19 protein-coding genes and 1 riboswitch are annotated in these 26,373 nt (G+C 28.9%); of the genes, 18 read left to right on the top strand and 1 reads right to left on the bottom strand.

Annotated features, from left to right (window positions below):
* Positions 1–245 precede the first annotated feature (245 nt).
* Positions 246–1,460 (top strand): glycosyltransferase family 4 protein, encoded by a 1,215-nt coding sequence (locus ACI48P_RS20195; protein WP_475219036.1) that lies wholly within the window; start codon positions 246–248, stop codon positions 1,458–1,460.
* A 65-nt stretch (positions 1,461–1,525) separates the two neighbouring features.
* Here the strand turns inward: ACI48P_RS20195 and ACI48P_RS20200 are convergent, their stop codons facing one another.
* Entirely contained in the window at positions 1,526–2,461 is a 936-nt protein-coding gene (locus tag ACI48P_RS20200; RefSeq protein ID WP_475219037.1) for an exonuclease domain-containing protein, read from the bottom strand.
* Between the two features lie 184 nt (positions 2,462–2,645).
* Here ACI48P_RS20200 and ACI48P_RS20205 point away from each other — a divergent pair, with 184 nt between their 5' ends.
* From ACI48P_RS20205 to ACI48P_RS20285, 17 genes are all read left to right on the top strand, one after another.
* Positions 2,646–5,837, top strand: a complete 3,192-nt coding sequence (locus ACI48P_RS20205) for a ligand-binding sensor domain-containing protein (protein WP_475219039.1) — start codon at positions 2,646–2,648, stop codon at positions 5,835–5,837.
* Between the two features lie 194 nt (positions 5,838–6,031).
* On the top strand, positions 6,032–7,582 hold the full coding sequence (locus ACI48P_RS20210) for a nitrite/sulfite reductase (RefSeq protein WP_475219041.1): 1,551 nt from the start codon (positions 6,032–6,034) through the stop codon (positions 7,580–7,582).
* Positions 7,583–7,998: 416 nt separating this feature from the next.
* The gene (locus ACI48P_RS20215) at positions 7,999–8,424 is read left to right on the top strand and encodes an NfeD family protein (RefSeq protein ID WP_475219043.1); all 426 of its coding nucleotides are present in this window, start codon (positions 7,999–8,001) and stop codon (positions 8,422–8,424) included.
* Between the two features lie 20 nt (positions 8,425–8,444).
* A complete protein-coding gene (locus ACI48P_RS20220; RefSeq protein WP_475219044.1) occupies positions 8,445–9,431 on the top strand; it encodes an SPFH domain-containing protein in 987 nt (328 codons plus the stop codon).
* A 259-nt stretch (positions 9,432–9,690) separates the two neighbouring features.
* Positions 9,691–11,661: a 1,4-alpha-glucan branching protein GlgB gene (gene glgB / locus ACI48P_RS20225; RefSeq protein WP_475219046.1), complete on the top strand. Its 1,971-nt coding sequence runs from the start codon at positions 9,691–9,693 to the stop codon at positions 11,659–11,661.
* Between the two features lie 50 nt (positions 11,662–11,711).
* Positions 11,712–12,866, top strand: a complete 1,155-nt coding sequence (locus tag ACI48P_RS20230; protein ID WP_475219047.1) for a glucose-1-phosphate adenylyltransferase — start codon at positions 11,712–11,714, stop codon at positions 12,864–12,866.
* A gap of 1 nt (position 12,867) precedes the next feature.
* The gene (glgD, locus tag ACI48P_RS20235; protein ID WP_475219048.1) at positions 12,868–13,998 is read left to right on the top strand and encodes a glucose-1-phosphate adenylyltransferase subunit GlgD; all 1,131 of its coding nucleotides are present in this window, start codon (positions 12,868–12,870) and stop codon (positions 13,996–13,998) included.
* A gap of 15 nt (positions 13,999–14,013) precedes the next feature.
* Positions 14,014–15,456 (top strand): glycogen synthase GlgA, encoded by a 1,443-nt coding sequence (gene glgA / locus ACI48P_RS20240; protein ID WP_475219049.1) that lies wholly within the window; start codon positions 14,014–14,016, stop codon positions 15,454–15,456.
* 13 nt (positions 15,457–15,469) lie between these two features.
* The gene (locus tag ACI48P_RS20245) at positions 15,470–17,917 is read left to right on the top strand and encodes a glycogen/starch/alpha-glucan phosphorylase (protein WP_475219050.1); all 2,448 of its coding nucleotides are present in this window, start codon (positions 15,470–15,472) and stop codon (positions 17,915–17,917) included.
* Positions 17,895–19,775 carry a glycoside hydrolase family 13 protein gene (locus ACI48P_RS20250; RefSeq protein WP_475219052.1) on the top strand — a complete coding sequence of 627 codons (1,881 nt, stop codon included), beginning with the start codon at positions 17,895–17,897 and terminating at the stop codon, positions 19,773–19,775. Before ACI48P_RS20245 ends, ACI48P_RS20250 begins: the two co-directional genes overlap by 23 nt.
* Positions 19,776–19,917: 142 nt before the next feature.
* The gene (locus tag ACI48P_RS20255) at positions 19,918–20,343 is read left to right on the top strand and encodes a single-stranded DNA-binding protein (protein ID WP_475219054.1); all 426 of its coding nucleotides are present in this window, start codon (positions 19,918–19,920) and stop codon (positions 20,341–20,343) included.
* A 165-nt stretch (positions 20,344–20,508) separates the two neighbouring features.
* Positions 20,509–21,006 (top strand): MogA/MoaB family molybdenum cofactor biosynthesis protein, encoded by a 498-nt coding sequence (locus tag ACI48P_RS20260; protein ID WP_475219056.1) that lies wholly within the window; start codon positions 20,509–20,511, stop codon positions 21,004–21,006.
* Positions 21,007–21,030: 24 nt separating this feature from the next.
* On the top strand, positions 21,031–21,498 hold the full coding sequence (gene moaC, locus ACI48P_RS20265) for a cyclic pyranopterin monophosphate synthase MoaC (RefSeq protein WP_475219057.1): 468 nt from the start codon (positions 21,031–21,033) through the stop codon (positions 21,496–21,498).
* A 71-nt stretch (positions 21,499–21,569) separates the two neighbouring features.
* Positions 21,570–21,687: riboswitch (molybdenum cofactor riboswitch) on the top strand.
* Positions 21,688–21,851: 164 nt separating this feature from the next.
* Complete coding sequence (locus ACI48P_RS20270; RefSeq protein ID WP_475219059.1) at positions 21,852–23,687, top strand: aldehyde ferredoxin oxidoreductase family protein; 1,836 nt, start codon at positions 21,852–21,854, stop codon at positions 23,685–23,687.
* A 94-nt stretch (positions 23,688–23,781) separates the two neighbouring features.
* A complete protein-coding gene (locus ACI48P_RS20275; RefSeq protein WP_475219061.1) occupies positions 23,782–24,015 on the top strand; it encodes a MoaD/ThiS family protein in 234 nt (77 codons plus the stop codon).
* Positions 23,978–24,706: a HesA/MoeB/ThiF family protein gene (locus ACI48P_RS20280; RefSeq protein ID WP_475219132.1), complete on the top strand. Its 729-nt coding sequence runs from the start codon at positions 23,978–23,980 to the stop codon at positions 24,704–24,706. Before ACI48P_RS20275 ends, ACI48P_RS20280 begins: the two co-directional genes overlap by 38 nt.
* Positions 24,707–25,084: 378 nt before the next feature.
* A complete protein-coding gene (locus ACI48P_RS20285) occupies positions 25,085–26,350 on the top strand; it encodes a dicarboxylate/amino acid:cation symporter (RefSeq protein WP_475219063.1) in 1,266 nt (421 codons plus the stop codon).
* Positions 26,351–26,373 lie beyond the last annotated feature (23 nt).

Raw genomic sequence — 26,373 nt, forward strand, 5'->3', positions numbered from 1 at the left:
AAAAATAGAATATACACAACTAAATAAACTTTTAATTTGAATTTTCTTTTGATATATATACCCCCCTTAATTAGTAATGTAAAATATATCTATACTTATATTTTACATTATTGTATACAAGAATGGCAAATGTTTTCATAGTAAAAAGAACTTTATTGAAAAAAAATTAACATATATATTTAAATCATGATAAAATATTGTTTGAGTTTGTATACATAAAGTTAATTAGTTAGGGGAGTAATAAAATGAAAATTCTACACATAATAGCACAAAAGCCAAACAACACGGGGAGTGGGGTGTATATGTGCGGAATTATAAATGGATTTGAGCAATTAGGATATGAGCAGGGGGTAATTGCAGGGCTAGATATTGAAGATGAGGTAAGTATTTTTAATGATAATATAAATTTTTATCCGGTATTATACAACACAAAAGAAATTAATTTTCCAGTATTAGGTATGAGTGATAACATGCCATATAAAAGTACACGATATAAAGATTTAAATCAAGATATGGTGAGTAAGTTCAAGTCAGCATTTAAAGAGAAAATTAACCTTGCAATAAAAGAACTTAATCCAGATTTAATTATATGCAATCATTTATATTTATTGACGGCATTTACGAGGGAGATAGTAAATGATAGAAAAGTAGTAGCTATTTGCCATGGTACATGTCTAAGGCAAATTAATACTATAGACTTAGAAAAAGAATATATTAAATATAATATTGGTAAGCTAGATATGATAATGGCATTGCATGATGATCAAAGGGAAGAAATATCTAAAGTATTTAATGTTAGCAACGAAAAGATAAAAGTAATAGGTAGTGGTTATAATGATAAGATATTCTATAATAAGAAATTAAAATTAGATGGTAGGAAGATTCAAATAACTTTTGCAGGAAAGATTTGTGAAAGTAAGGGGCTAAAGTCACTATTTAAATCAATGTCTAACCTTGATTATCCGAGTCAGCTTATAGATATAAATATAGCTGGTACGGGAAGTGATTTAAAACAACAAGAAGAGATAATTAAGTTATCTAAAAAATGTAATTATAAGGTGAATTTTTTAGGCAGGCTAGATCAAGCAAGGCTTTCGGATTTATTAAATAAATCTCACATATTTATATTACCATCATTTTATGAAGGGTTGCCATTAGTTGTTCTAGAGGCACTGGCTTGTGGCACAGATGTTATTACGACAGATATAGCTGGTGTTAAGGATTGGATTGGTAATGAAATTAATGAGTCTGGTAAAATCCGTTATGTAAAATTACCTAAGATGAAGGGGCAAGGGGTGCCTTTTGAAGAAGAATTACCAATATTTGAAGAGAACTTGAGAAAGGCTATAGATTATAATGTGAACAATATAATTAATGGATCAAGGTCTTGTAAAAATATAAATATGAAAAATAAAACCTGGAGTGGGGTATCAGTTAAGATAGAAAAAAATTGTAGGTAAAAGGTAAAAAGTCTCAAGTAAAATTATTATTTTGATTTGAGACTTTTTTACATACAAGGAAGCTTTTATTGATTAGTATTTAATATATCTAAGAATTCTTCTTCACTAATGAATTCTATGTTTTGACCATTACTATCTAGTTCAATGGCTCTTCTAAGCTTTGTGCTCATTTGATTAAAGCTTAAAGCTTGCATATTTTTTACACCAGTAACTAAAACATTAGTTTTTTTAGTTACAGAGCTACCTATAGTTCCACCTAATTTTTGGACTAAGCTAGAAGCTTTTGATCTAGTCATAGAAGATAGTGGTCCAGTAAAAACTACTACTTTATCTTCGAAAAAAGATGTTGCTGATTTAGAAATCTTATCGATTAAGTCTTCTTTATTAACATACTCTCTATTTGATGTAATATTTTTGCCGGTATTACGGCAAGGAGTGTACTTATTATCATAAACTTTACCAAATTCTATTCCGACATAAGATAATAGTTCATTTATATCAGTTAACTTTAACTCTTCTGAAATTTTAATCATAATGTTTGCACAAGCACTTGCATCACTACTAGCATTATGATGATTGAACTCGTATCCAAGGTGATTACTAATTGTGTTTAGCTTTGCGTTATCTAGAAAATCAAAAAAGTTTTTTGACATAACCATAGTACAACAATAATTAAATTCAGGATAAGGAATATTGTACAAATCAAGCGTATTTCTTAACACACTTATATCAAATGATGCATTATGAGCAATAACAAGATTTTTTTCAAAGTATGGTAAAATATCACTCCAAAGTTCATCAAATTCTTTCTCGTTAATAACATCTTCAGATCGTATACCATGAACCCATATATTAATTGGTTCAAAACGAAGCTCTTTAGGCTTAATCAACCAATACTTTTCTTCTATAATTTTGTTGTTCCTAACAACTGTTATACCTAATGCGCAGGGGCTATTTCTCTTTTCGTTAGCAGTTTCAAAATCTATCGCAATAAAATTCATTTTATCTCCTCCATAATGATAAAGGTTATACTAAAAGGTATAGTATAGTTATAATCACATAGTTAGTCAAGTTTATCTTTATTTTAAATATTAAATCACTGTATATATATAGAATAAAATGAGTATATATAGTATAATTTGACATGGTTATACAAAAATCGAGCGGTAGATGAGGGGTAAACTAATGAAGACTATAAAAACATTTAGAAAGATAATAGCAATAGTATTAATTAGCATTATCGTAGAAATTAACACATTAGAAGTGCTAGCATATACAGATATAAATTTTAGAAGCTTAACTAATGAGGATGGTTTATCACAAGCTACAGTAGAAACTATGATTCAGGATAAGCAAGGATATGTATGGATAGGTACCAATGATGGATTGAATAGATATAATGGATATGACTTTAAAGTATACAGACATGAAGATGAGGTAAAAAACTCAATAGCAAATAACTATATAGTAGATATTCAAGAGGATGCTGAAGGTAATATATGGGTAGGAACAGCAAATGGATTGAGTAAGATAAATTGTAAAAATGATTCTATAACAAATTACAACGTAGGTAAGGAAAATGGAAATTTATCTCATTATAATATAGGTGATATACTAGTAACTAAATCAGGGGATATATATATAGGAACGTCAGATGGATTAAATTTATATAACAAAAATGAGGATAGATTCGAAAATATACTTCAAAAGCCTAATGATTTAAGTAATCAAATGATATATTGCCTCGCAGAAGATGATGATGGGAATATATGGGTAGGAACAAAGAATGGTCTAAATAAAATTAATATTAAGGAAAAAAAGATTGAGTATTTACACAATGGAGATGAGAAAAATACAATTAGTGAAAATTCTATATACACACTTTATTATGATAGGAGAGGCTATATATGGGCAGGGACTTTAAAAGAAGGTGTAAATAGGATAGATATTAAAACCAATGAGGTTGTTAGATTCATACATGATAATGAAAATGAGAAATCTATTCCTGGAAATACAGTAAGAGATATACATAGAGATAAGTATGAAAATCTATGGGTTGCAACTAATAATGGAATTAGCAAGTTTAATGAAGAAACTGGTGAGTTTACAACTTATAATCATAAAATATATGATAAGAATAGCTTAGTTGAGGATGATACTTTTAGCATTATGGAAGATAGTGGTGGGTTGATTTGGGTAGGAACTTATGCTGGAATAAGTATATTCGATCCAAATAATAAAATGCAACATTATAAAAATGATCCATTTGATAATAATTCTATAAATGATAATATCATACATGGTATATATGAAGACGGAGAGGGATTACTATGGGTAGGTACAAATACCAAAGGTGTAAACATTATAGATAGAAAAAATAATGTTGTAAAACATCTTATAAAATCTGAAGGTGAAAATTCAATAAGTGATGATTCTATAAATGACATTACTGGAGATGAAACACAAATATATATTGCTACAAATAATGGACTAAATAAAATTGATAAAAATACAAACAAAATAACTGTATATAACGAATCTGATGGATTAAATGATAATAATATTAAATCATTATATTTGGATAGCAAAGGCTACTTATGGATTGGTTCACCAGATGGAATAAATATACTTAACACATCAAATAATAAAATAATAGATATAAAAAAAGTTCTAACAAATAATGGTATAGAAGATAGCTATATAAAAAGTATATATGAGGACAGTGAAGGTATATACTGGATAGGATGCTTTATAGATGGTGGTTTAGTAAAACTTGACCCTCACAAAAATGCTATTACTAATTATAAAAATGAAGAAAATAACATAAAATCAATTAGTAACAATAATATTAGATCAATTACAGAAGATATTTATGGAAACATATGGGTAGGGACTAGCTATGGATTAAATAAGTTAGATAAAAAGACTGGTGATTTTACAAGATATACAACTAAAGATGGTCTGCCTAATAATACTATATATGGAGTATTAGTAGACAGTGAAAATAATCCTTGGGTTAGTACAAATTTAGGTATATCAAAGCTTGATATAAAAACTAATTCCTTTGAAAATTTTAGTATAACAGATGGTATTCAGGGAAATGAATTTAATGGCTCGGCTTATTATAAAAGTAAAAGTGGAGAGTTCTTTTTTGGAGGTATTAATGGATTAAATATTTTTAAACCAGAGGAGCTTAAAAAAAGTAATTACACACCGGAAGTAAAGTTTGGCGAATTTGAAGTAAAAGGAAAAAAATATAAAAATATAGATAATTTAAAGTTTAGACATGATGAAAATTTTATAAATATTGAAGTATTTTTACCAGACTATAAAAATTTAAAAGGAGTACAGTATTTATATAAGCTAGAAGGTGCAAATAATGAATGGAGCGTATTAGACACTAATAAAATAAATTACAGTAACTTAACCCCAGGTAAATATACTTTTAAAATAAAAGCTAGAAATCATAACGGAATTTTGAGTGATGAAAATAGTGTTAGTTTTGTAATAAAGCCACCTTTTTGGGCAAGTGGAGCTGCATTTTTAATATATATATTAATTATTATTTCGATAGCTTATTATAATATTAATAGAGTCAAAAGGCTTGATAATATGGTTAATAATAGGACTAAACAATTAAGAGATGAAATGGATAAAAATAATAGATTATTAAATAAGGTAATTGAACTAGAAAGAAGTAAAAATAATTATTTCATAAATTTATCTCATGAACTAAGGACACCATTGAATGTTATTCATTCTATTGAGCAGCTTATAACAGAACTTAATAAATCTCAAAATGGAATAGGGAGAGAAAAATTAAGTGAGTATATGCAAGTTGTAAGACGAAATACTAAGAGACTTTTAAACCTTATAAATAACTTAATAGATACTACTAAAATTGAATCGAATAGTTATAAGATTAATAGTCAATATAATGATATTGTATATGTAGTAGAAGAAGCTACATTATCTTTAAAAGATTATATAGAAAACAAAGGTATTAAGTTAATAATTGACCCTGAGATAGAAGAGAAGATGATTAATTGTGATCCATATGAAATAGAGAGGTGTATAGTAAATATTGTAAGTAATGCAGCTAAGTTTACTCCAGAAGGTGGAACTATAGAAGTTATTATAAAAGACTTAGGCGATAAAGTGAAAATAATAATAAAGGATACTGGAATAGGTATAGATAAAAAGTATCATAAACTAATATTTGATAGATTTAATCAAATAATAGATGCCAATTCTGAGGTTAAAGGTGGGAGTGGTCTAGGCCTGACTATTACTAAACAAATTATAGATTTGCATGGCGGAGAAATATTTGTTGATAGTGAGCTTAATAAAGGAACAACATTTACAATAGTTATATAAAGAATTAATAAATAAAAGATGCTATTTTTAGATTTCTAAAAGTAGCATCTTTTTATTTTCATCATCGTGTTTGCCTATAATTACCATCAAAATCTTAAATGGTTGAATTGCTTAAAAATCATAATAGCCAATGGTTTAGTATGATATAATTTGTCATGAATAATATTTGTTGGAGTGCAGAAGGGAGTAATATTATGAAAGATTTAAGAAATACTTTTTTACCAGAAATCCCACAATTTAGAGAGCTAGGACATAAATTTAAAAACAAGGAAGTTTCTGTAGGTGACTTTAAAGGTATATCAGGTGGTATGGGAGTATATGCTCAACGTGGTGGTGAAGAGTTTATGATAAGACTTAGAATACCATCAGGAATAATGAGCTTAGAACAATTAAAAGCAGTATATGAATTATCTGAAAAAAGAAACTTAGATAATATTCACCTTACTACTCGTCAAGCTATACAATTACATGATTTATCTATTGATGAAGTTTGTGATATTATGGAGGAAGCTTTAGATAAAGGAATATATACAAGAGGTGGTGGAGGAAATTTCCCGAGAAATGTGTCGATATCACCTTTAAGTGGAGTAGATAAAGAAGAAGAATTTGATGTTACAGATTATGCTATGGAAGTTAATAAGTATTTTATGAATAGAATAACCACTTATAAACTACCTAGAAAATTAAAAGTATCTTTCTCAAGTGGAAACAGTGACACAGGAAATGCAACAATTAATGATTTAGGTTTTTTAGCATGTAAAAAGGACAATAGAGATTTCTTTAAACTATATTTAGCAGGAGGATTAGGTAAAAATCCAGCATTATCAGTTGAATATGACGAGTTAATAGAAGGTAAAGATATTTTATATTGTGTAGAAGCGATGGTAAAACTATTTATAGCTGAAGGAAATTATGAAAATAAGAATAAGGCACGTACTAGATATATAGTAGATAGGATGGGGAAAAAAGATTTTATTGATTGTTACAAAAAACACTTAAATGAAGTTAAAGCTAATGAAAATTTAGATGTTGATGTTAATCCTAAGAAGTACACAAAAGAAGGTTTGGTTACAGATATTGAACATAATAGATTAATTTCACAAAAACAAGAAGGCTTATACTCTGTATTTTTCCATCCAATAAACGGTCAACTTACTTTAGAAAAGCTTAAATTAATAATTGATTCTCTAGAAGATATAGATGATGTTGAAATAAGATTAGATATGCACGAAGGTATGTACATAAGAAACCTAAATGGAGAAGAAGCAAAAAAAATATTAAATATTACTCAAAATCTAGGTGCCGAAAATTACCTACAACAAAGTGTAGCTTGTATAGGAGTACCAACTTGTCAAATAGGTATAGGAGAAAGTCAAAAGTTATTAAAAAATATAATAGAATACTTTAAGGATAGAAATTATTTTAAAGATATTCTACCAATAATGCATATTTCAGGATGTCCTAATTCATGTGGTACTCATCAAATTGCAAAGCTTGGTTTTGTAGGAAAGAAAAAGAGAGTAAAAGATGTTGTTAGTGATGTATATGAGTTATATTATGGTGGAAATGTTGGAAACAACGATACTAAATTAGGAAAATCATATGGTGATATACTATGTGAGAAAGTTCCGCCATTTTTATATGAATTATCAAAAGATATAGAAGCTTCGGGATTATCATTTTTAGAATATACAAAAATGAATAGTAATAGATTTGAAGAGATAGTAAATAAATATATAGTGTAAAATAATAAAAATCCTCTAAGGCATACTTATGTAAGTATGTAACTTAGAGGATTTTATTATTTTATAGCAAATTTAAATATATATTTATAAAAATTATCTATTATAACTTAACAAGAAATAATAACCGGACTATAAAAAAACTTTATAGTTTTTAATTTTGTTAAAAAATAGTTAAAGACCTAAATAAATGTTATAATATTATTTAAATATATAGATTGGTATTATTATATGAATATATACAGCTAGTTGTAATAATTAATAAACTAACAAATAAAATGAATAGTAAGGATAGTAAATAAATATAATGGATATAGTTAAAAGACCAACTTTGATACTGGTTTGTAACATATATCCGAATTATTAATGATACAATTCTATTAATCATAAAAAATATTCTAATAAAAAGAGGGGTTATTATGAAACTTGTATGGTTAGCAGTTGCTATTGCATTTGGCATAGGAGAATTATTTACAACAAGTCTTACTTTAGTCTGGTTTAGTATTGGGGCTATAGTACTAATATTCTTAAGTAGTTTTATAGAAAGTGTAATAATTCAACTAATTATATTCTGTGTTATTTCTTTTTCATTATTAGCTATTGCAACTAAAAAAATAGTAAAGAAAGATGAAACTTATAGATATAATACGAACCTACAGGGTGTTATATCAAAAGGTGGCTATGTTAAAGAAGATATACTTCCAAATAATACTGGAATTGTAATAGTTGGGAGAGAAGAATGGACTGCAATATCCTATAATAATGAACTTATAGAAAAAGATGCAGAGGTAGAAGTACTAAAGATTGAAGGGGTAAAATTAGTTGTAAAAAAAGCGACTAATTAATTAAAAGGAGGAGATTGTACATGGCAAAGTTAGTTTTATTGGTAACTCTAATTTTAGTTGTAGTTATACTAAGTTTAATGTGCATTAGAGTTATTAAACAATCAAGAGTAGGTATAATAATGAGGTTAGGTAAGTTTAGAAAGGTTGCAGATACAGGGGTACATTTCTTAGTTCCATTTCTTGACCATATGGCTTACGTTATAGATATTAGAGAAATTGTTATTGATTTCCCGCCACAACCTGTTATTACAAAGGATAATGTAACTATGCAAATAGATACAGTAGTCTATTATCAAATTACAGATCCTGTTAGATATGTATTTGAAATAGCTAATCCTATTTCAGCTATAGAAAACTTAACAGCAACAACATTAAGAAATATAATAGGTGAATTAGATTTAGATGAGACTTTAACATCTAGAGATTTAATAAATACAAAAATGAGAGCAATATTAGATGAAGCTACAGACAAGTGGGGTATTAAGGTTAATAGGGTAGAGCTTAAGAATATAATGCCACCTCATGATATTCAAGTAGCAATGGAAAAACAAATGAGAGCAGAAAGAGAGAGAAGAGAATCTATACTGCAAGCAGAAGGTAATAAAGCGTCACAAATACTTCAAGCAGAAGGAGAAAAGCAATCAGCAATCCTTAAAGCAGAAGCTAAAAAAGAGGCTATGGTTAGAGAAGCAGAAGGGGAAAAACAATCTGCTGTACTAAGAGCTCAAGGTGAAGCTAGTGCTATTAAAGAAATAGCCCTTGCGAAGGCACAAGGTGAGGCTGAAGTAATAGTTAGAGTACAGGAAGCTAAGGCGGAAGGTTTAGCTGCTGTTCTTAAGGCTATGAAAGAAGCCGATGTTGATGATAATATGTTAGCACTTAAATCAATGGAAGCTTTAGAAAAAGTGGCAGAAGGTAATGCTACTAAGTTAGTATTACCATCAGATACAGTTAATTTCTTAGGTACTTTTAAAGGAATAAAAGAAGTATTAAGTGATGATAAATAATAAATGATTAATTAAACTGAGTATGCATAAAAGCATACTCAGTTTTTTTATTTAAAATTAACAGGGTAGGCAAATTGTTTTAAAAAAATACGAAGAGATAGTATGCATAGAAAGAATGCAAAACTCAAAAAATCTATTTGTTTGTCATAAAAAATGGAAGAATGTCATAAAAACGAATTAATTGTATGAATTTTAAGAAAATATATTGGTCAATTATAACTAACTTTGTTATATAATTAATGTAATGTAAAATACGAACGTGGGGGGAGAGATTATCATTAATTACAGTGAAATTGACTATAATATAACAAAATATAAAGATATAATTAGCAAAAATAATATCGATAAATTTAAATCAGGTAACTCCTACGATAGTTATAAGTTTATGGGGAGTCATGTTGTACAGCATGGTGAAGAAATAGGGGTTGCTTTTACACTTTGGGCACCAAAAGCTAAGCATGTTTATGTAATGGGGGATTTTAATAATTGGAGTAAGACGGCACATCCGATGACCAATCTGAATGATAGCGGTATATGGAGCATATTTATAAAGGATATAGAACAAGGGGAAATTTATAAATATTATGTACACGGAATAGACGATGTATGTAGAGTCAAATCAGATCCATATGCATTTTTATCTCAATTAAGACCTGATAATGCATCAATAATACATGGGCTAAAAAGATATAAATGGAAAGATAAAAAGTGGCAAATTTCTAATATTGTAAAGAAGCACCATGAGTTACCTATTAATATATATGAAGTTCATCTAGGGTCATGGAAAAGGAAATGGGATGGTGGATTTTTCACATATGAAGAGCTTCATGAAATGATTGATTATGTCAAAAAAATGGGTTATACCCATATCGAGTTGCTTCCTGTTACGGAACATCCTTTAGACAAATCATGGGGATATCAAACAATAGGCTACTATAGTGCTACTAGTAGGTTTGGATATCCAGAAGAATTAAAAGCATTTATAGATATATGCCACCAAAATGATATAGGTGTAATTTTAGATTTTGCATATAGCCATTTTTGTAAAGATGAGCATGGTTTATATAAATTTGATGGTTCACCTCAGTTTGAATATGGGGATCCATTAAAGGCTGAAAATGTCGGTTGGGGAACCGCACATTTTGATTTGGGGAAACCTGAAGTTAATAGTTTTTTATTGTCAAACGTAATGTATTGGTTTAAAGAGTTTCATATTGATGGTATAAGATGTGACGCTGTATCCAGTATGCTGTATTTAGATTATGATATAGGTGATTATACACCAAATAAATATGGTGGAAGAGAAAACCTAGAAGCTATTTCTTTTATTAGGAAATTAAATGAAGTGGTTCATAAAGATATATATAATCCTATAATTATTGCAGAAGAGTCTACATCATGGTCAATGGTAACAGGACCAATATATAAAGGTGGTTTGGGTTTTGATTATAAATGGAATATGGGATGGATGAACGATACTTTAAGATATATGGAAATGGATCCTATATATAGACAATACCATCATGAACTTATTACTTTCTCATTTATGTATGCTTTTTCAGAGAACTTTATATTACCACTCTCTCATGATGAAGTTGTGCATGGAAAAAGATCTTTACTAGATAAGATGCCTGGTGATCCGTGGCAAAAATTTGCGAATCTTAGATTACTGTATTCCTACTATATGATGCATCCAGGAAAAAAACTTCTATTTATGGGATCAGAGTTTGGACAAGGATTAGAATGGAGATATGCATATGGTCTTGAATGGCAACTTTTAGAAGAAGAGCCACACATAAAAATGCAAGAATATGTTAGAGATTTAAATAATTTATATAAAACAGAAATATCTATGCATCAAATTGATAACCATTATGAGGGATTTGACTTTATTGATCCTCATAATAATAATCAAAGCATAATAACATTAATGAGAAAAGGTAAAAAAGAGGAAGATTTTATAATAGCAGTTATAAACTTTACTCCTGTAGTACGCTATGATTACAAAGTAGGAGTACCGTACCTTGGGGTTTATGAAGAAGTATTTAATTCGGATGATGAGAAATATTGGGGGTCAAATCAGACTATGGAAAATTCGGAGCTAAATGCAGTAGATGAAAAGTGGCATAATAAAGATTATCATATAAAAATTAAAGTGCCACCACTAGGCACAACATTTATTAAAGGGAAGAAAATATTAAGTATTAATAAAAATAAAGAAGAGAAATAAATATAAATATAAATATAAATATAGATAGGGTTCATACAGGGGGATATATAATGAAAAAAGAAATGTTAGCTATGATATTAGCAGGTGGGCAAGGATCTAGACTTGGAGTGTTTACAAAAAGAATAGCTAAGCCGGCAGTATCATTTGGAGGTAAATATAGAATAATAGATTTTGTTTTAAGTAATTGTTCAAATTCAGGAATAGATACGGTAGGAGTTTTGACTCAGTATAGACCTTTAATATTAAATTCTCACATAGGAATGGGGAGTCATTGGGATTTAGATAGAATAAATGGTGGAGTATATGTACTACAGCCATACATGAATGAAAAAGAAGGTAATTGGTATGAAGGTACAGCTCATGCAATTCATCAAAATATGAATTTTATAGATAATTACAATCCGGAGTATATTCTTATATTATCAGGAGACCACATATATAAAATGGATTATAGCGATATGCTAGAATACCACAAAGAAAAGAAATCCAAAGCTACTATAGCTGTTATTGAAGTACCGTGGGATGAGGCCACTAGATTTGGAATAATGAATACTAATGATGATGGTGAAATATATGAATTTGAAGAGAAGCCACAAGCGCCTAAGAGTAACCTTGCATCAATGGGAGTGTATATATTTGATTGGAAAATGATAAAAGAGTATTTTAGAGATTCTGAAGAAAATAATATAAATTATGACGATTTTGGAAAAGATTTAATACCTAAAATGTTGGAAGATAATGTTGGAATGTATGCATATCCATTTAAAGGATATTGGAGAGATGTAGGAACAATTCAAAGTTTATGGGATGCAAATATGGATATACTAGATTCTCCGAAGACTCTAGATTTATATGATTCATCATGGAGAGTATATACAAATACAATGGCAATGCCACCTCAATATGTAGGAGAAAAAGCAAGTATAAATAAGTCTATGATCGCAGATGGTTGTAAAGTATTAGGAGATGTAGAGCATTCGGTGTTATCTCATGGAGTAGTAATTGGAGAGGGAAGTAAAATAAAAGATTCGGTAATTATGCCAAATGTAAAAATAGGTAAAAATGTAATAATAGAAAAATGTATGATAGGTGAAGGTGCTGTAATAGAAGATAATGCATATATAAAGGAAGATAATAATGAAATAGGGGTTGTTTCAGAATACTCATTAGTTAAGGCTCAGTTGGTAGAGCAAGGGGGAATGTAGAATGAGAAAAGAATGTATGGCAATATTGAATTTAAATAAAAAAGGTGATCCATCAATAAGTAAATTAAACAATGGAAGACCTATTTCATCTACTCCAATAGGAGCTAGATATAGAGTTATTGATTTTGCTTTATCAAATATGGTTAATTCAGGGATAAACAATATAGGTATATATTCTAAAGAAAAATATAGATCGTTGACAGACCATTTATCTAGTGGTAAAGATTGGGATCTGAGCAGGAAAAAAGGTGGGCTATTTGTATTTAGCCCAGAAAATACAATACAGCAAAATACATATGCTCATAGAGAAGGCGATATATATAACATTATGGCAAATATTGATTATGTTGAAAAATGTGAAGAAGAATATATTCTTATAGCTCCAAGCTATATGCTATGTAATATAGATTACTCAAAGGCTTTAGATTATCATAAAAAGTCAGGGAATGATATTACATTGATTTATAAAAATGCAGAAGATGCAAATAAACACTTCAAAGGAAATTTAACTTTAAACTTAGAAAATAATAATAGAGTGATAAATATAGGTAATAATTTAGGAATATTTAACAAGGCTAATATATTTATGGAAACTTATATAATGAGAAGAGTAGACTTCATTGAGTGCTTGTATCACACAGTAAGCACAGGAACATATTCTTATTTGGAAGAATTCATAATAGAAGAATGCAAAACTATGAAAGTGGGGGCATATGAACATAAAGGATATTTAATATGTATAAATTCAGTTCAATCATATTTTGAAGCAAATAAGGATTTATTGAATCAAGACGTAGCGAAGGAAATGTTGTATTCTGATAGAAAAATATTAACTAAAGAGAAAAATGAAGCACCAGCTATATATACAGAAGATGCAAAGGTACAAAATTCATTTATTGCCACAGGATGTATTATAGAAGGAACAGTAAAAAATAGTGTGATATTTAGAAAAGTTCATGTGAAAAAAGAAGCAGTAATAGAAAATTGTGTAATAATGCAAAACTGTGTTATAGAATCTGGTGTTGAACTGGAAAATGTAATATTTGATAAAAATATAAGTATATCACCTGGTAAAAAGTTAAAAGGTGATGAAAATTACCCAATAGTAGTTGAAAAAAATATTAGTATGTAGAGGGGGGAAATTTTAGTGAAAGTTCTTTATGTCACATCAGAATGTTGGCCTTTTGCGAAAACAGGTGGACTGGGAGATGTATCATACGCTCTACCAAAAGCATTAAAAAAAGAAGGTGTAGATGTTAGGGTAATAATGCCTAAATATTTTAATATACCAAATTTCTTGAAAGAGAAGATGAAAGAAGTAGCAGTTTTTAATGTGAATGTTGGATGGAGAAATCAATACTGTGGTTTACTTGAAATGGAGTTAGACGGAGTTAAGTTTTATTTCATAGACAATGAATACTATTTTAAAAGAGAAGGCGAAATAGCATATTTATATGGATATGGAGATGATGCTGAAAGATACACATTCTTTAGTAATGCTGTACTTGAAGCTATTGGAAGATTAGATTTTTATCCTAATATTATTCAAATAAATGATTGGCATACTGGTATGATACCTTTAATACTAAAAGAAAAGTACAGTCATTTAGATAAATATAGAAATATAAAGACAAATTACACAATACATAACCTTCAATATCAAGGTGTATTTGCAAATAGTATATTAGGAGATGTATTAGAATTACCACAAAAATACTTGGATAATGGAGATATAGAGTATTATAGAGGGGTAAGTTTTATGAAGTCTGGAATTGTATTTTCAGATAAAGTAACAACTGTAAGTCCAACCTATGTAAATGAAATTCAAACAGAATTTTATGGTGAGCAATTAGATGGACTTTTAAGATCAAAGTCTTATAAATTAAAAGGGATACTAAATGGTATTGATTATGATATAAACAACCCTAAAACTGATAAAGATATATTTGTAAATTATGATGTTAATAGTATAGAAGATAAGGTTGAAAATAAACTTAAGTTACAAGAAATTTTAGGTTTAGAAGTTAATCCAGATGTACCACTTATAGGTATAGTTTCAAGATTAGTATCACAAAAAGGATTTGATTTAATATCATATATAATGCCTGAAATAATGAGGGAGGATTTACAAATAGTAGTATTAGGAACAGGAGATCATCAATATCAATCTATGTTTAATTATTACAGCTCTCATGACCCTAAAAAACTATCTGCAAGTATTACTTTTGATGCATCACTTGCACAGCAAATTTATGCAGCTAGCGATATGTTCTTAATGCCATCTTTATTTGAACCATGTGGAATAGGTCAAATGTTAGCAATGAGATATGGAACATTACCAATAGTAAGAGAAACAGGTGGTCTTAAGGATACTGTTATACCTTTTAATAAATATACAAAGGAAGGTAATGGATTTAGTTTTGCAAATTATAATGCACATGAAATGCTATATACAATAAAAAATGCATTAGAAGTATATAAAGATAAAAAAACATGGGAAAAACTAGTGAAAAATGCTATGAATACTGACAATAGCTGGAATAAATCAGCACAAATTTATTTAGAAACATATAAAGAAATGCTCGATTAAAAGGAGTGATTTAATGGTCACAATAAGTAAGAATAAGTTTAAGCAAGAATTTGAAACTAAAATGTACAGTATATATGCACAACCTATTAAAGAAGCAACTAATGAACAATTATTAAATGCACTATGCAGTGTAATAAAAGATCATATATCTAAAAAATGGATAGATAACAAACTTTCTACTGAAAAAGAGGTTTATTATTTTAGTGTTGAGTTTTTGTTAGGAAGACAACTTAAATCAAATATACTAAATTTGAACATAGAAGAAACAATTAAACAAGGATTAAAAGAATTAGGAATTGAGTTAGAAGAAATAATCAAATCTGAAGTAGATCCAGCTTTAGGTAATGGTGGCCTAGGGAGACTAGCAGCATGCTTTTTGGATTCTATGGCATCTATAAACATAAGCGGACATGGTTATGGAATTAGATATAAGTATGGATTATTTGAGCAAAAATTTGTTAATGGTTATCAGGTAGAAGTACCTGATAACTGGTTAACGGAGGGTGGATATGTATGGGAAACTGTAAGGCCAAATAAAGCTATAATTGTAAAGTTTGAAGGGGATGTTTATTTAGAACCTGATGGAGAAAAACTGAGACCTGTTCATAAAAACTACGTGCCAGTAATGGCTATGCCATATGATATACCGATTATTGGATATCATAATGAAAGAATTAATACTTTAAGATTATGGAAAAGTGAAACACCTAGAAGTGATTTCTCAAAAGTATTAAGTGATGCAAGAAGTTATACGGGTAGTTATGAAGAAGCATTAAATTATAAATATTACACAGAAGAAATTTCCCAAGTTTTATATCCTAACGATTCTAATTATGCAGGATTACTATTAAGATTAAAGCAAGAATACTTCTTTGTAAGTGCAGGAATACAAGATATAATAAGAAAATATAGAAAAAATAAGCTTGATATAAAAAATATATCAAATAAAATAGCAATTCACATAAATGACACACATCCGTCATTATGCATTCCAGAGTTTATGAGAATTTTATTAGATGAAGAAGGTCTATCATGGGATGAGGCATGGGAAATTACTAAAAATACAATGTCTTATACTAACCACACCATAATGGCAGAAGCAATGGAAAAATGGCCAACTGATATGTTGAAAAATTTACTACCTAGAATTTATATGATAATAGAAGAGATAGACAGAAGATATAATGAATATTTATTCAAAAATTACGGTAACGATACCAAAATTCAAAGTATGAAAATAATTAATAATAATCATGTTAGTATGGCGAATTTATGTATTATTGGAAGTCATAGCGTAAATGGGGTTGCAGCGCTTCATACAGAGCTACTGAAAAAAGAAGTGTTAAAAAATTTCTATGATGATGAGCCAAGTAAGTTCAATAATAAGACTAATGGAATAGCCCATAGAAGATGGTTAATAAGTGCTAATCCAGGATTGAGCGATGCTATTACAGAATTAATTGGTGATGAATGGAAGAGTGATACTTCCAAATTAAAGGAATTAGAAAGATACAAAAATGATAAAAGTGTATTAGAAAAATTAGACGATATTAAGTACTATAATAAAAAAATATTATCAAATTATATAAAGGATAGATATAATATTTTGGTTGATCCTAACTCAATATTTGATGTTCAAGTTAAAAGATTACATGCATATAAAAGACAGCTATTAAACATCTTACATGTATTACATTTATATCATGAGTTATTAGAAAATCCTAATTTTAGTATGGAGCCTAGAACGTTCATATTTGGAGCTAAAGCAGCACCAGGATATTATTTAGCAAAGTGTATTATTAAATTTATTAACTCAGTAGCTGAAAAAATCAATAATGACCCTAGAGTAAATAATAAAATAAAGGTTGTATTTATTGAAAACTATGGAGTTTCATTAGCAGAAATAATAATACCAGCTGCAAATGTAAGTGAACAAATTTCCACTACAACAAAAGAAGCTTCTGGAACTAGTAACATGAAGTTTATGATGAATGGGGCAATAACTCTTGCAACATTAGATGGTGCAAATGTAGAAATATATGAACAAGTTGGAGACGAAAATATTGTATTATTTGGCTTAAGTGCTAGACAGGTGTTGGATTATAATAAATATGGAGGGTATTCAGCTCTAGATTTATATAATTCAAATCATAAGATTAAGAGAGTAGTAGATGATTTGATAAATGGTTTTATACCAAATATGGGTAATGAAGGAAGAGCTATATATAATTCTTTATTAACCTACAATGATGAATATTTTGTATTAAGAGATATGATTAATTATGAAGAAGCTCAAGCTAAAATAAATGAGCTATATAAGAATAAAGAACAATGGAATAGAATTTCTTTAATTAATATTGCAAATTCAGGCATATTTTCTACTGATAGAACCATTTCAGAATATGCCAATGATATTTGGTTTAAAGGGTGTGGGATAAATGAGAAATATAATAAGTTATAATTCATGGGATGAAAAATGTAAGGCTCCGTTTGGAGCCTTACAAAAAAATCAAGGGGTGAAAATTGCTGTCACAGGTAATGATAATTACTATATAGAAAGTATTACCTGGGTAATTTTCAAAGATGATGTAGAAAGTGATAGAATAGCACTTACTTATGATGAAAATAATAAGGATTTTATAGGTGAAATTGAAAAAATTGATGAAACAGGCGTTTATTATTATCATTTTGAACTTGATGTTTACATTGATGGGAGTTTAGAAAAGTTATTTTATGGAAGAAGCTATGAAGATGCTCAAAGCAAAGAATATAACTATGACAATCTAAATAAATATCAAATTACAGTATATGAAGAATATGATACTCCGAGTTGGTTTAAGGAAGGTATTTTATATCATATATTTGTAGATAGATTTAATAATGGAAACAGAAATGGAAAAATAAATAATCCAAAGAAAAATAGTTTTATATACGCGAATTGGGAAGATGATCCTATGTATATAAAAGATGAAGAAGGTAATATTTCAAGATGGGATTTCTATGGAGGGAACTTAAAAGGTATAATAAGTAAGCTTACATATTTAAAAAGATTAGGGGTAAGTATAATATATTTAAGTCCTATATTTGAATCTTCTAGCAATCATAAATATGATACTGGAGACTATAAAAAAATAGATCCAATGTTTGGAGATGAAGAGATATTTAAGGAATTAATAGAAAAAGCTAAAGAGAAAGGAATATCTATTATCTTAGATGGAGTATTTAGTCATACTGGAGATGATAGCAAATATTTCAATAGATATAATAACTATGATACTTTAGGAGCATGTCAAAGTGAGGATTCACCATATAGTAAGTGGTATACAAAAGACAATGGTGATTATAAATATTGGTGGGACATAAAAGCTCTACCTAATACTAACGAACTTGAAGCAAGCTTTATGGATTATATAATATATGATGATGATAGTGTTATAAAAAAATGGACAAGTATGGGAGTCAAAGGATGGAGACTTGATGTAGCTGATGAACTTCCAACTAAATTTATAAAAGAATTAAAAAAAGAAATTAGAAATGTAGATGAAGAAGGTATATTAGTTGGAGAAGTATGGGAAGATGCTTCTAATAAAATAAGCTATGGGGAGAGAAGAAGTTATCTTCTAGGAGATGAATTAGATTCAGTTATGGGTTATCCATTTAGAAAAAATATATTAGGATTTTTGAAGAATGAGATAACATCAGCTCAATTGGTTAGTGAGTATATGAAAATAAAAGAAAACTACCCAAAGGAAGCTTTTAAATCTAACTTGAATTTAATAGGAACTCATGATGTAAGAAGAGTAAAAACAGAATTAAATGAAGATAAGGACATGGTTAAGTTAGCAGTAGCTACACAAATGACTTTTGAAGGAGTACCATATATATACTATGGTGATGAAGCTGGATTAATAGGAAATAGTGATCCAGATAATAGAAGAACATATCCTTGGAAAAATGAAGATGAAGATATGATAGAGTTTTATAAAAGTATTATCAATGTTAGAACAAAAAATAAAGTTCTTACAAGCGGAGAAACTAACTTTGTGGATACTAAAGACGAAGATGTTTTTGGATTTATAAGATGTGATGAAAATAACTTTGATAATAAAGTAGTAATATTATTAAATAGAAGTAATGATACTAAATCAATATCAGTAGACTTAGATGGGGACTTTTTACAAGAAATAGATTCTAAAGGTATTGAGAAAATATATATAGAAAATATAGTAAAAGAAAATGGATTATTTTATATAGATTTAAACCCTAAGTCTTTTATTATATTCGATTTAAAACATAATTTAGAAATTAATGAGATATAAATAAAAGTATCTACTACTTATAAGCCTATAACTGCTAAAGCCAGTTATAGGCTTTTTAAAATATTTTTAATTTACTGTATAACAGAACTTATGTTTGTTTATAATCTAAATAATTAATATTAAAAAATGAAAGGTGATTAATTTGAATAAAGTTCTTTTAATAGGTAGATTAACGAAAAATCCAGAGATTAAGTATGTAGGAAGTGCTCAAAGTGCAGTAGTAGAATTTATACTTGCTGTAGACAGAAAACATAAAAGTAAAGATGGAAGTAAAAAAACTGATTTTATAAATATTGAGGCATGGGATAAAAAGGCTGAGTTATGCCATAAGTACTTAAGAAAAGGAAGTTTAGTTAGTGTAGATGGAAGTATTATTGTAGATAATTATAAAGGTTCAGATGGAAGGTCTAGAAGTGTTACTAAAATAAGATTGTATGATGTAAATTTTTTAGAGTCTAAAAATAAAAATCAAGAAGATATTAGTAAGAAAATAATATTTGAAGGCAAAGAGCTTTTTAAACAAGATGAAATATGTGTGGATATTGCAGAAGAAGATATACCATTTTAATTTAGATAAAATATTAAGAGTCATAAGTTTAATTATTAAACTTATGACTCTTTTATTGATATTAACTTAAAATAGCAATACAATATATATAAGATTGTCTAAATAAGAGGAATATTGAAACAATTAAATAAATAGGAGCAATACAACAATTAAAGAGGTGGGAATATGTATAACGTTGCAATAATTACCTTAAGTGATAAGGGATCAAAGGGAGAAAGAGAAGACTTAACAGGCAAAAAACTAACAGAGTTTATTGAAAGTCAAGATAATTATGTTGTTAAGGATTATGTAATGATTCCTGATGACAAAGAAAAACTAAAAAATGAGTTAATAAGACTGTGTGATAACAATATAGATCTGATATTAACTAATGGTGGAACAGGATTTTCAAAAAGAGATATTACTCCTGAGGCGACTAAGGATGTTATAGAAAGAGAAATACCAGGTATAAGTGAGTATATAAGAATGGAATCATCTAAGATTATAAAAAGGGCAATCCTTAGTAGAGCTGTATGTGGAATAAGAAAAAATACTATAATAATAAATTTACCAGGAAGTCCAAAGGGAGCTATAGAAAGTATAGAATTTGTAATAGATGTCTTAGGACATGGAATTGATATTTTAAGAGGCGATGCAAGTGAATGCGCTAAAGACAGAAAATAATTATTAATACATAGGGAGAAAAATATGCTAACACACATAAATGATAAAGGTTATGCAAAAATGGTAGATATAAGTGAAAAAAATGATACTGTAAGATGTGCAGTAGCTAGTGGAAAAATATATATAAGTGAAGAAACTCTAGATAGAATAAAAACTGGTGGAATAAAAAAGGGTGATGTTTTATCTGTTGCACAGGTAGCAGGAATAATGGGAGCAAAAAATACCTCAATGAACATTCCTATGTGTCATCAAATAAATCTAGTAGGTTGTGATCTTGAATTTAATATTAATGAAGAAAATAAATACATAGAGATAATCTGTACGGCTAAATCTTTAGGTAAAACAGGCGTAGAGATGGAGGCTTTAAACAGTGTATCTATAGCAGCTCTTACAATATATGATATGTGTAAGGCTATAGACAAAAGAATGGTTATTAGCGATATACACTTATTAGAAAAAACAGGTGGTAAATCAGGTGACTTTAAATTTTAATTAAGTTATATAAATTAAATAATTAACTTAGTTGACATAAGACAACAAGGGTACTACCATTATATTAAAAGTTAATAGAGTTTCTCCGATCCTATTATACCTAAAGTATGTACTATGGTTTATAGGACGATAGGGTGTATTTAGAAATGAATATGCCTCCAGATGGAAAGGAGATAGTATTTTAAAATATTATCTATATTTCTGGGGGACTAGCAATAATAAAAATAGCCATCGCTAAGATGAGTAGATTAATATTTACTTATTTTGGTGGTGGCTTTTTAATTATACAATCTTAACTCTAGTTATATTGATGATAAAAATCTATTGATATTCAAGATGAGGAGGATTTTAGTATGTATGGATATTGTGGGAAGGTTTTAAGAATTAAATTAAGTAGTAAAGATATTATCAAAGAAGATTTGAATTTAGAAGTAGCACAAAAATATATAGGGGCTAGAGGGTTAGGAGTAAAAACTTTTATAGATGAAGTGGATCCTATGGTAGATCCTTTAAGTGAAGAAAATAAATTTATAATAGCAACTGGCGCAATTACTGCAGCGCCTATGCCTACAAGTGGTAGATACATGGTTGTAACAAAATCGCCATTAACTGGAACTATTGCTATTTCAAATTCAGGAGGTCACTGGGGAGCAAAATTAAAAAATGCTGGTTATGACATGATGATACTGGAAGGAAAGTCGGAGGCACCAGTATATGTTTATATAGAAGATGATAAAGTAGAAATTAAAGATGCATCTAAGTATTGGGGAATGGTAACTTCAGAAATTACTAATGAGCTTACAAAAATTCATGAAGGTGCTAAAGTGCTTTGTATAGGTCCAGCAGGAGAAAAATTGTCACCTATATCAGCAATAATGAATGATGTAGATAGAGCTGCTGGTAGAGGTGGAGTAGGAGCAGTGCTTGGATCAAAAAATGTTAAGGCTGTAGTAGTAAAGGGAACTGGTAAAGTTAAAGTATCTGATGAAGAACTTGTTAAGAAAGTAAACCTGGAAAAGGTAAATATATTAAAGAATGATCCAGTAGCAGGAGGAGGATTACCTACTTATGGAACTGCAGTATTAGTAAATATAATTAATGAAAATGGAATACACCCAGTTAAAAACTTCCAAGAATCATATACTCCAAATGCAGACTTGATAAGTGGTGAAAGTATGACTGCAAATACTTTAGTAAGAAAAAATCCTTGTTATAGATGTCCAATAGCATGTGGAAGATGGGTTAAACTAAAAAATGGTACTGAATGTGGAGGACCAGAATACGAAACTTTATGGTCATTTGGTTCAGATTGTGATGTATATGATTTAGATGCAATAAATGAAGCAAATATGCTTTGTAATGAATATGGTTTAGATACTATTTCGGCTGGTGCTACTATAGCTACAGCCATGGAGTTATATCAAAGAGGATATATTAAAGATGAAGAAATAGAAAAAGATGGTTTATCTCTTAATTGGGGTGATTCTAATTCTATGGTAGAGTGGACTAAAAAGATGGGAATAAGAGAAGGTTTTGGAGATAAGCTAGCAGAAGGTTCATATAGATTATGTGAAAACTATGATGCAACAGAATATTCTATGACTGTAAAGAAACAAGAATTACCTGCATATGACCCAAGAGGTGTTAAAGGACATGGCATAACTTATGCAGTAAATAATAGAGGAGGATGTCATATAAAAGGATATATGATAAATCCAGAAATATTAGGTGTTCCTGAAAAGTTAGATAGATTAGCATTAGATGGAAAGCCTGCATATGCTAAGGTATTCCATGATTTAACAGCAGTAATAGATTCTATGGGAATCTGTGTATTTACAACATTTGGATTGGGGCTTCAAGATTATACAGATATGTATAATGCAGTTTGTGGAGAAGTGTATACTCCAGAAACTCTATTAGAAGCTGGGGATAGAATATGGAACTTAGAAAAAATATTTAACTTGAGAGCTGGTATAGATAAATCTCAAGATACTTTACCTGATAGACTGTTAAATGACCCAATAGTAAATGGACCGACTAAAGGTGAAAAATATGAATTGGATATATTATTACCAGAATATTATAGTGTAAGAGGTTGGGATGAAAATGGGATACCAACAGAAGAAACATTGATAAAGTTAGGTTTAGAAGAATATATAGGTACGTTTGAATCAGGCGTAACTTGCTAGTAATATACAATAGCCTCAATTTGTTTTGGGGCTATTTTTATAAATAATAGAAGTGCTAGTTATAAAAATAGTATCAGATTTAAGGAAAGTAGAGGTGGGGAAAATTAAGATAGAAGTAAGGCTTTTTGCATATTTTAGAGAAGGACGAGATAAGGTGCAAGTATTAAATGTGGATGATAGCACTAGTATCTTAGATATATTGAAGAGAATTCAAATAAGAGAAGAAGAAGTAGCCTTATTATTATTAAATGGTTTTGATGGACCAAGTAATAGAAAACTAAAAGATGGAGATGTATTATCTTTATTTCCGCCTGTTGGAGGTGGTTAAAATTAAAGATAGATATAAAAGAAATATATCTTCGTTGAGTATAGAAGAAAATGAAAAATTAAAAGAATTTCGTGTATGTATAGTTGGGTGCGGAGGTCTTGGAGGGTATATCATAGAAATGCTGGCACGATTAGGTATAGGGTGTTTAACACTTGTTGACTATGATGTATTTGAAGAATCAAACTTAAACAGGCAAATATTATGCAAAGAAGATTCAATAGGAATTAGTAAAGTAGAAATAGCAAGAAATAGGATTAAGGAAATAAATTCTGATGTAGAAGTAACCTTTATCAAAGAGGAAATAAAGGAAGATAACTGTAGAGAGATAATAAAAAATCATAATATAGTAGTAGATGCGCTAGATAGTATAAGTGTTAGATTTATACTTCAAAATAGTTGTGAAGAATTGGGTATACCTATGATACATGGAGCAATAGGTGGGTGGTTTGGTCAGGTGTGTACAATACTTCCAGGAGATAATACATTAAGTTTAATATATAAAAATGGTATTAATAAAGGTATAGAAAATGATCTTGGCAACCCAGCATTTACTCCTGCTAATATAGCTTCTATTCAAGTTGGAGAAGTTATAAAAGTATTATTAAGTAAGGGAAGTACACTAAGAAACAAATTGCTTATAGTTGATTTACTATATAATGAATATAACATAATTGAATTTAATAATAATTAAGTCATAATGTGAGAAAACTGTTTCAAGATAATTGAAGCAGTTTTTTTGTATTTATATAATCAAGGTAAAGTTAGAATTAGCTTTATTAGTTAGAATAAAAACTAAAAAGTGCTATATTTATATCATTAAAAATGGGTTTTAACTTTAATAACATGCGAATTATTTCTTAAATAACAAATTTTAAGGTGTTTACATTAAAAAGAACTGTAAATGAAAGAATATCCTAAAAAAATTAAGAAAAAATACAAAAAACTATATTTAATTAAAAAATAGAGCTTAAGTACAGTTCGATACTTAATTTTATTATGTACAAAAAAGTGAAATATGAGTATAATAAATATATAGCATAAGAAAAAAGTTCGAAACGAGGTATACATTATGAGAAAAATGACATTAACAAGTAAGATATTATTAGGATTATTCTTAGGATTCATCTTTGGTCTTGTATTAAAAGGATTACCAGGTGGATTTTTAAAAGATACGGTACTATTAAACGGGATTATTAAAGTGTTAGGTAGCGGATTTACAACTGCAATAAAGATGATGGTTGTACCATTAGTGTTTGTTTCATTAGTTTGTGGAACATCTTCTATGGGAGATGTAAAGAAGTTAGGTAGAATAGGTGGAAAGACAATGGTATTCTACTTAGGAACTACAGCAATAGCAATAGTTATATCGTTAGCACTAGGTAATTTATTAAAGCCTGGTATAGGTCTTGATATGAGTAGTATGGTTACGGGTGAAGTAGCAATTGGAGAATCGAAATCATTGGTAGATATAGTACTAAGTATTATACCTTCAAATCCAATAGCTTCACTAGCAAATGGAGAGATGTTACAAGTAATATTCTTCTCGATGCTTATAGGTATTGCAATGAGTGTAGTCGGTGAAAAAGCAGAACCAGTTAGAGTAATATTTGAGAGTGCAAACGAAATTTGTATGAAGATGGTAAATATAATAATGTTATTTGCTCCATATGGAGTGTTTGCATTAGTGACAAATACATTTGCTACAGTTGGAACAGATGCAATAATGGCTCTACTAAAATATGTAGTTATTGTATTATTAGGATTATTAATACATGTAAGTGTTGTGTATGGTGGATTGTTCAAGTTATTTACTAAGCAAAAAATAGCGCCTTTTATAAAGAAATTTACTAGAGTTGCAGCAATAACATTTTCGACAGCATCAAGTAATGCTTCAGTGCCAGCTAGTTTAGAGATAATGGAAGAGCTAGGCGTTGGAAAAAGTACTAGATCATTTACAATACCTATGGGAGCAACAATTAACATGGATGGTACTGCAATAATGCAAGGGGTAGCTGCATTATTTATAGCACAAATATATGGAATACAATTAGGATTAAATGATATGATTACCATAGTATTAACAGCCACATTAGCATCAATAGGTACAGCAGGAGTGCCTGGAGTAGGTATGATAATGTTATCTATGGTCTTACAATCAGTAGGATTACCATTAGAAGGTATAGGCCTTATAATGGGAGTTGAAAGAATAATAGATATGTTTAGAACAACTGTAAATGTTATGGGAGATAATATTTGTACTCTTGTAATAGCAAAAAGTGAAAATGATTTAAATTTAGATATGTATAATGATGACAATAAAGTAAAAGCAGCATAGTATAAAGTAAAAGCAAGTCCAAT

This window comes from Romboutsia sp. LXY-2 (assembly GCF_056171995.1).

What these genes read in the sequence shown, in the direction of transcription:
- ACI48P_RS20195 (WP_475219036.1), top strand. Translation starts at nt 246, where the DNA reads ATGAAAATTCTACACATAATAGCACAAAAGCCAAACAACACGGGGAGT.
- ACI48P_RS20200 (WP_475219037.1), bottom strand. Translation starts at nt 2,461, where the DNA reads ATGAATTTTATTGCGATAGATTTTGAAACTGCTAACGAAAAGAGAAAT.
- ACI48P_RS20205 (WP_475219039.1), top strand. Translation starts at nt 2,646, where the DNA reads ATGAAGACTATAAAAACATTTAGAAAGATAATAGCAATAGTATTAATT.
- ACI48P_RS20210 (WP_475219041.1), top strand. Translation starts at nt 6,032, where the DNA reads ATGAAAGATTTAAGAAATACTTTTTTACCAGAAATCCCACAATTTAGA.
- ACI48P_RS20215 (WP_475219043.1), top strand. Translation starts at nt 7,999, where the DNA reads ATGAAACTTGTATGGTTAGCAGTTGCTATTGCATTTGGCATAGGAGAA.
- ACI48P_RS20220 (WP_475219044.1), top strand. Translation starts at nt 8,445, where the DNA reads ATGGCAAAGTTAGTTTTATTGGTAACTCTAATTTTAGTTGTAGTTATA.
- ACI48P_RS20230 (WP_475219047.1), top strand. Translation starts at nt 11,712, where the DNA reads ATGAAAAAAGAAATGTTAGCTATGATATTAGCAGGTGGGCAAGGATCT.
- glgD (WP_475219048.1), top strand. Translation starts at nt 12,868, where the DNA reads ATGAGAAAAGAATGTATGGCAATATTGAATTTAAATAAAAAAGGTGAT.
- ACI48P_RS20245 (WP_475219050.1), top strand. Translation starts at nt 15,470, where the DNA reads ATGGTCACAATAAGTAAGAATAAGTTTAAGCAAGAATTTGAAACTAAA.
- ACI48P_RS20250 (WP_475219052.1), top strand. Translation starts at nt 17,895, where the DNA reads ATGAGAAATATAATAAGTTATAATTCATGGGATGAAAAATGTAAGGCT.
- ACI48P_RS20260 (WP_475219056.1), top strand. Translation starts at nt 20,509, where the DNA reads ATGTATAACGTTGCAATAATTACCTTAAGTGATAAGGGATCAAAGGGA.
- moaC (WP_475219057.1), top strand. Translation starts at nt 21,031, where the DNA reads ATGCTAACACACATAAATGATAAAGGTTATGCAAAAATGGTAGATATA.
- ACI48P_RS20270 (WP_475219059.1), top strand. Translation starts at nt 21,852, where the DNA reads ATGTATGGATATTGTGGGAAGGTTTTAAGAATTAAATTAAGTAGTAAA.
- ACI48P_RS20280 (WP_475219132.1), top strand. Translation starts at nt 23,978, where the DNA reads ATGTATTATCTTTATTTCCGCCTGTTGGAGGTGGTTAAAATTAAAGAT.
- ACI48P_RS20285 (WP_475219063.1), top strand. Translation starts at nt 25,085, where the DNA reads ATGAGAAAAATGACATTAACAAGTAAGATATTATTAGGATTATTCTTA.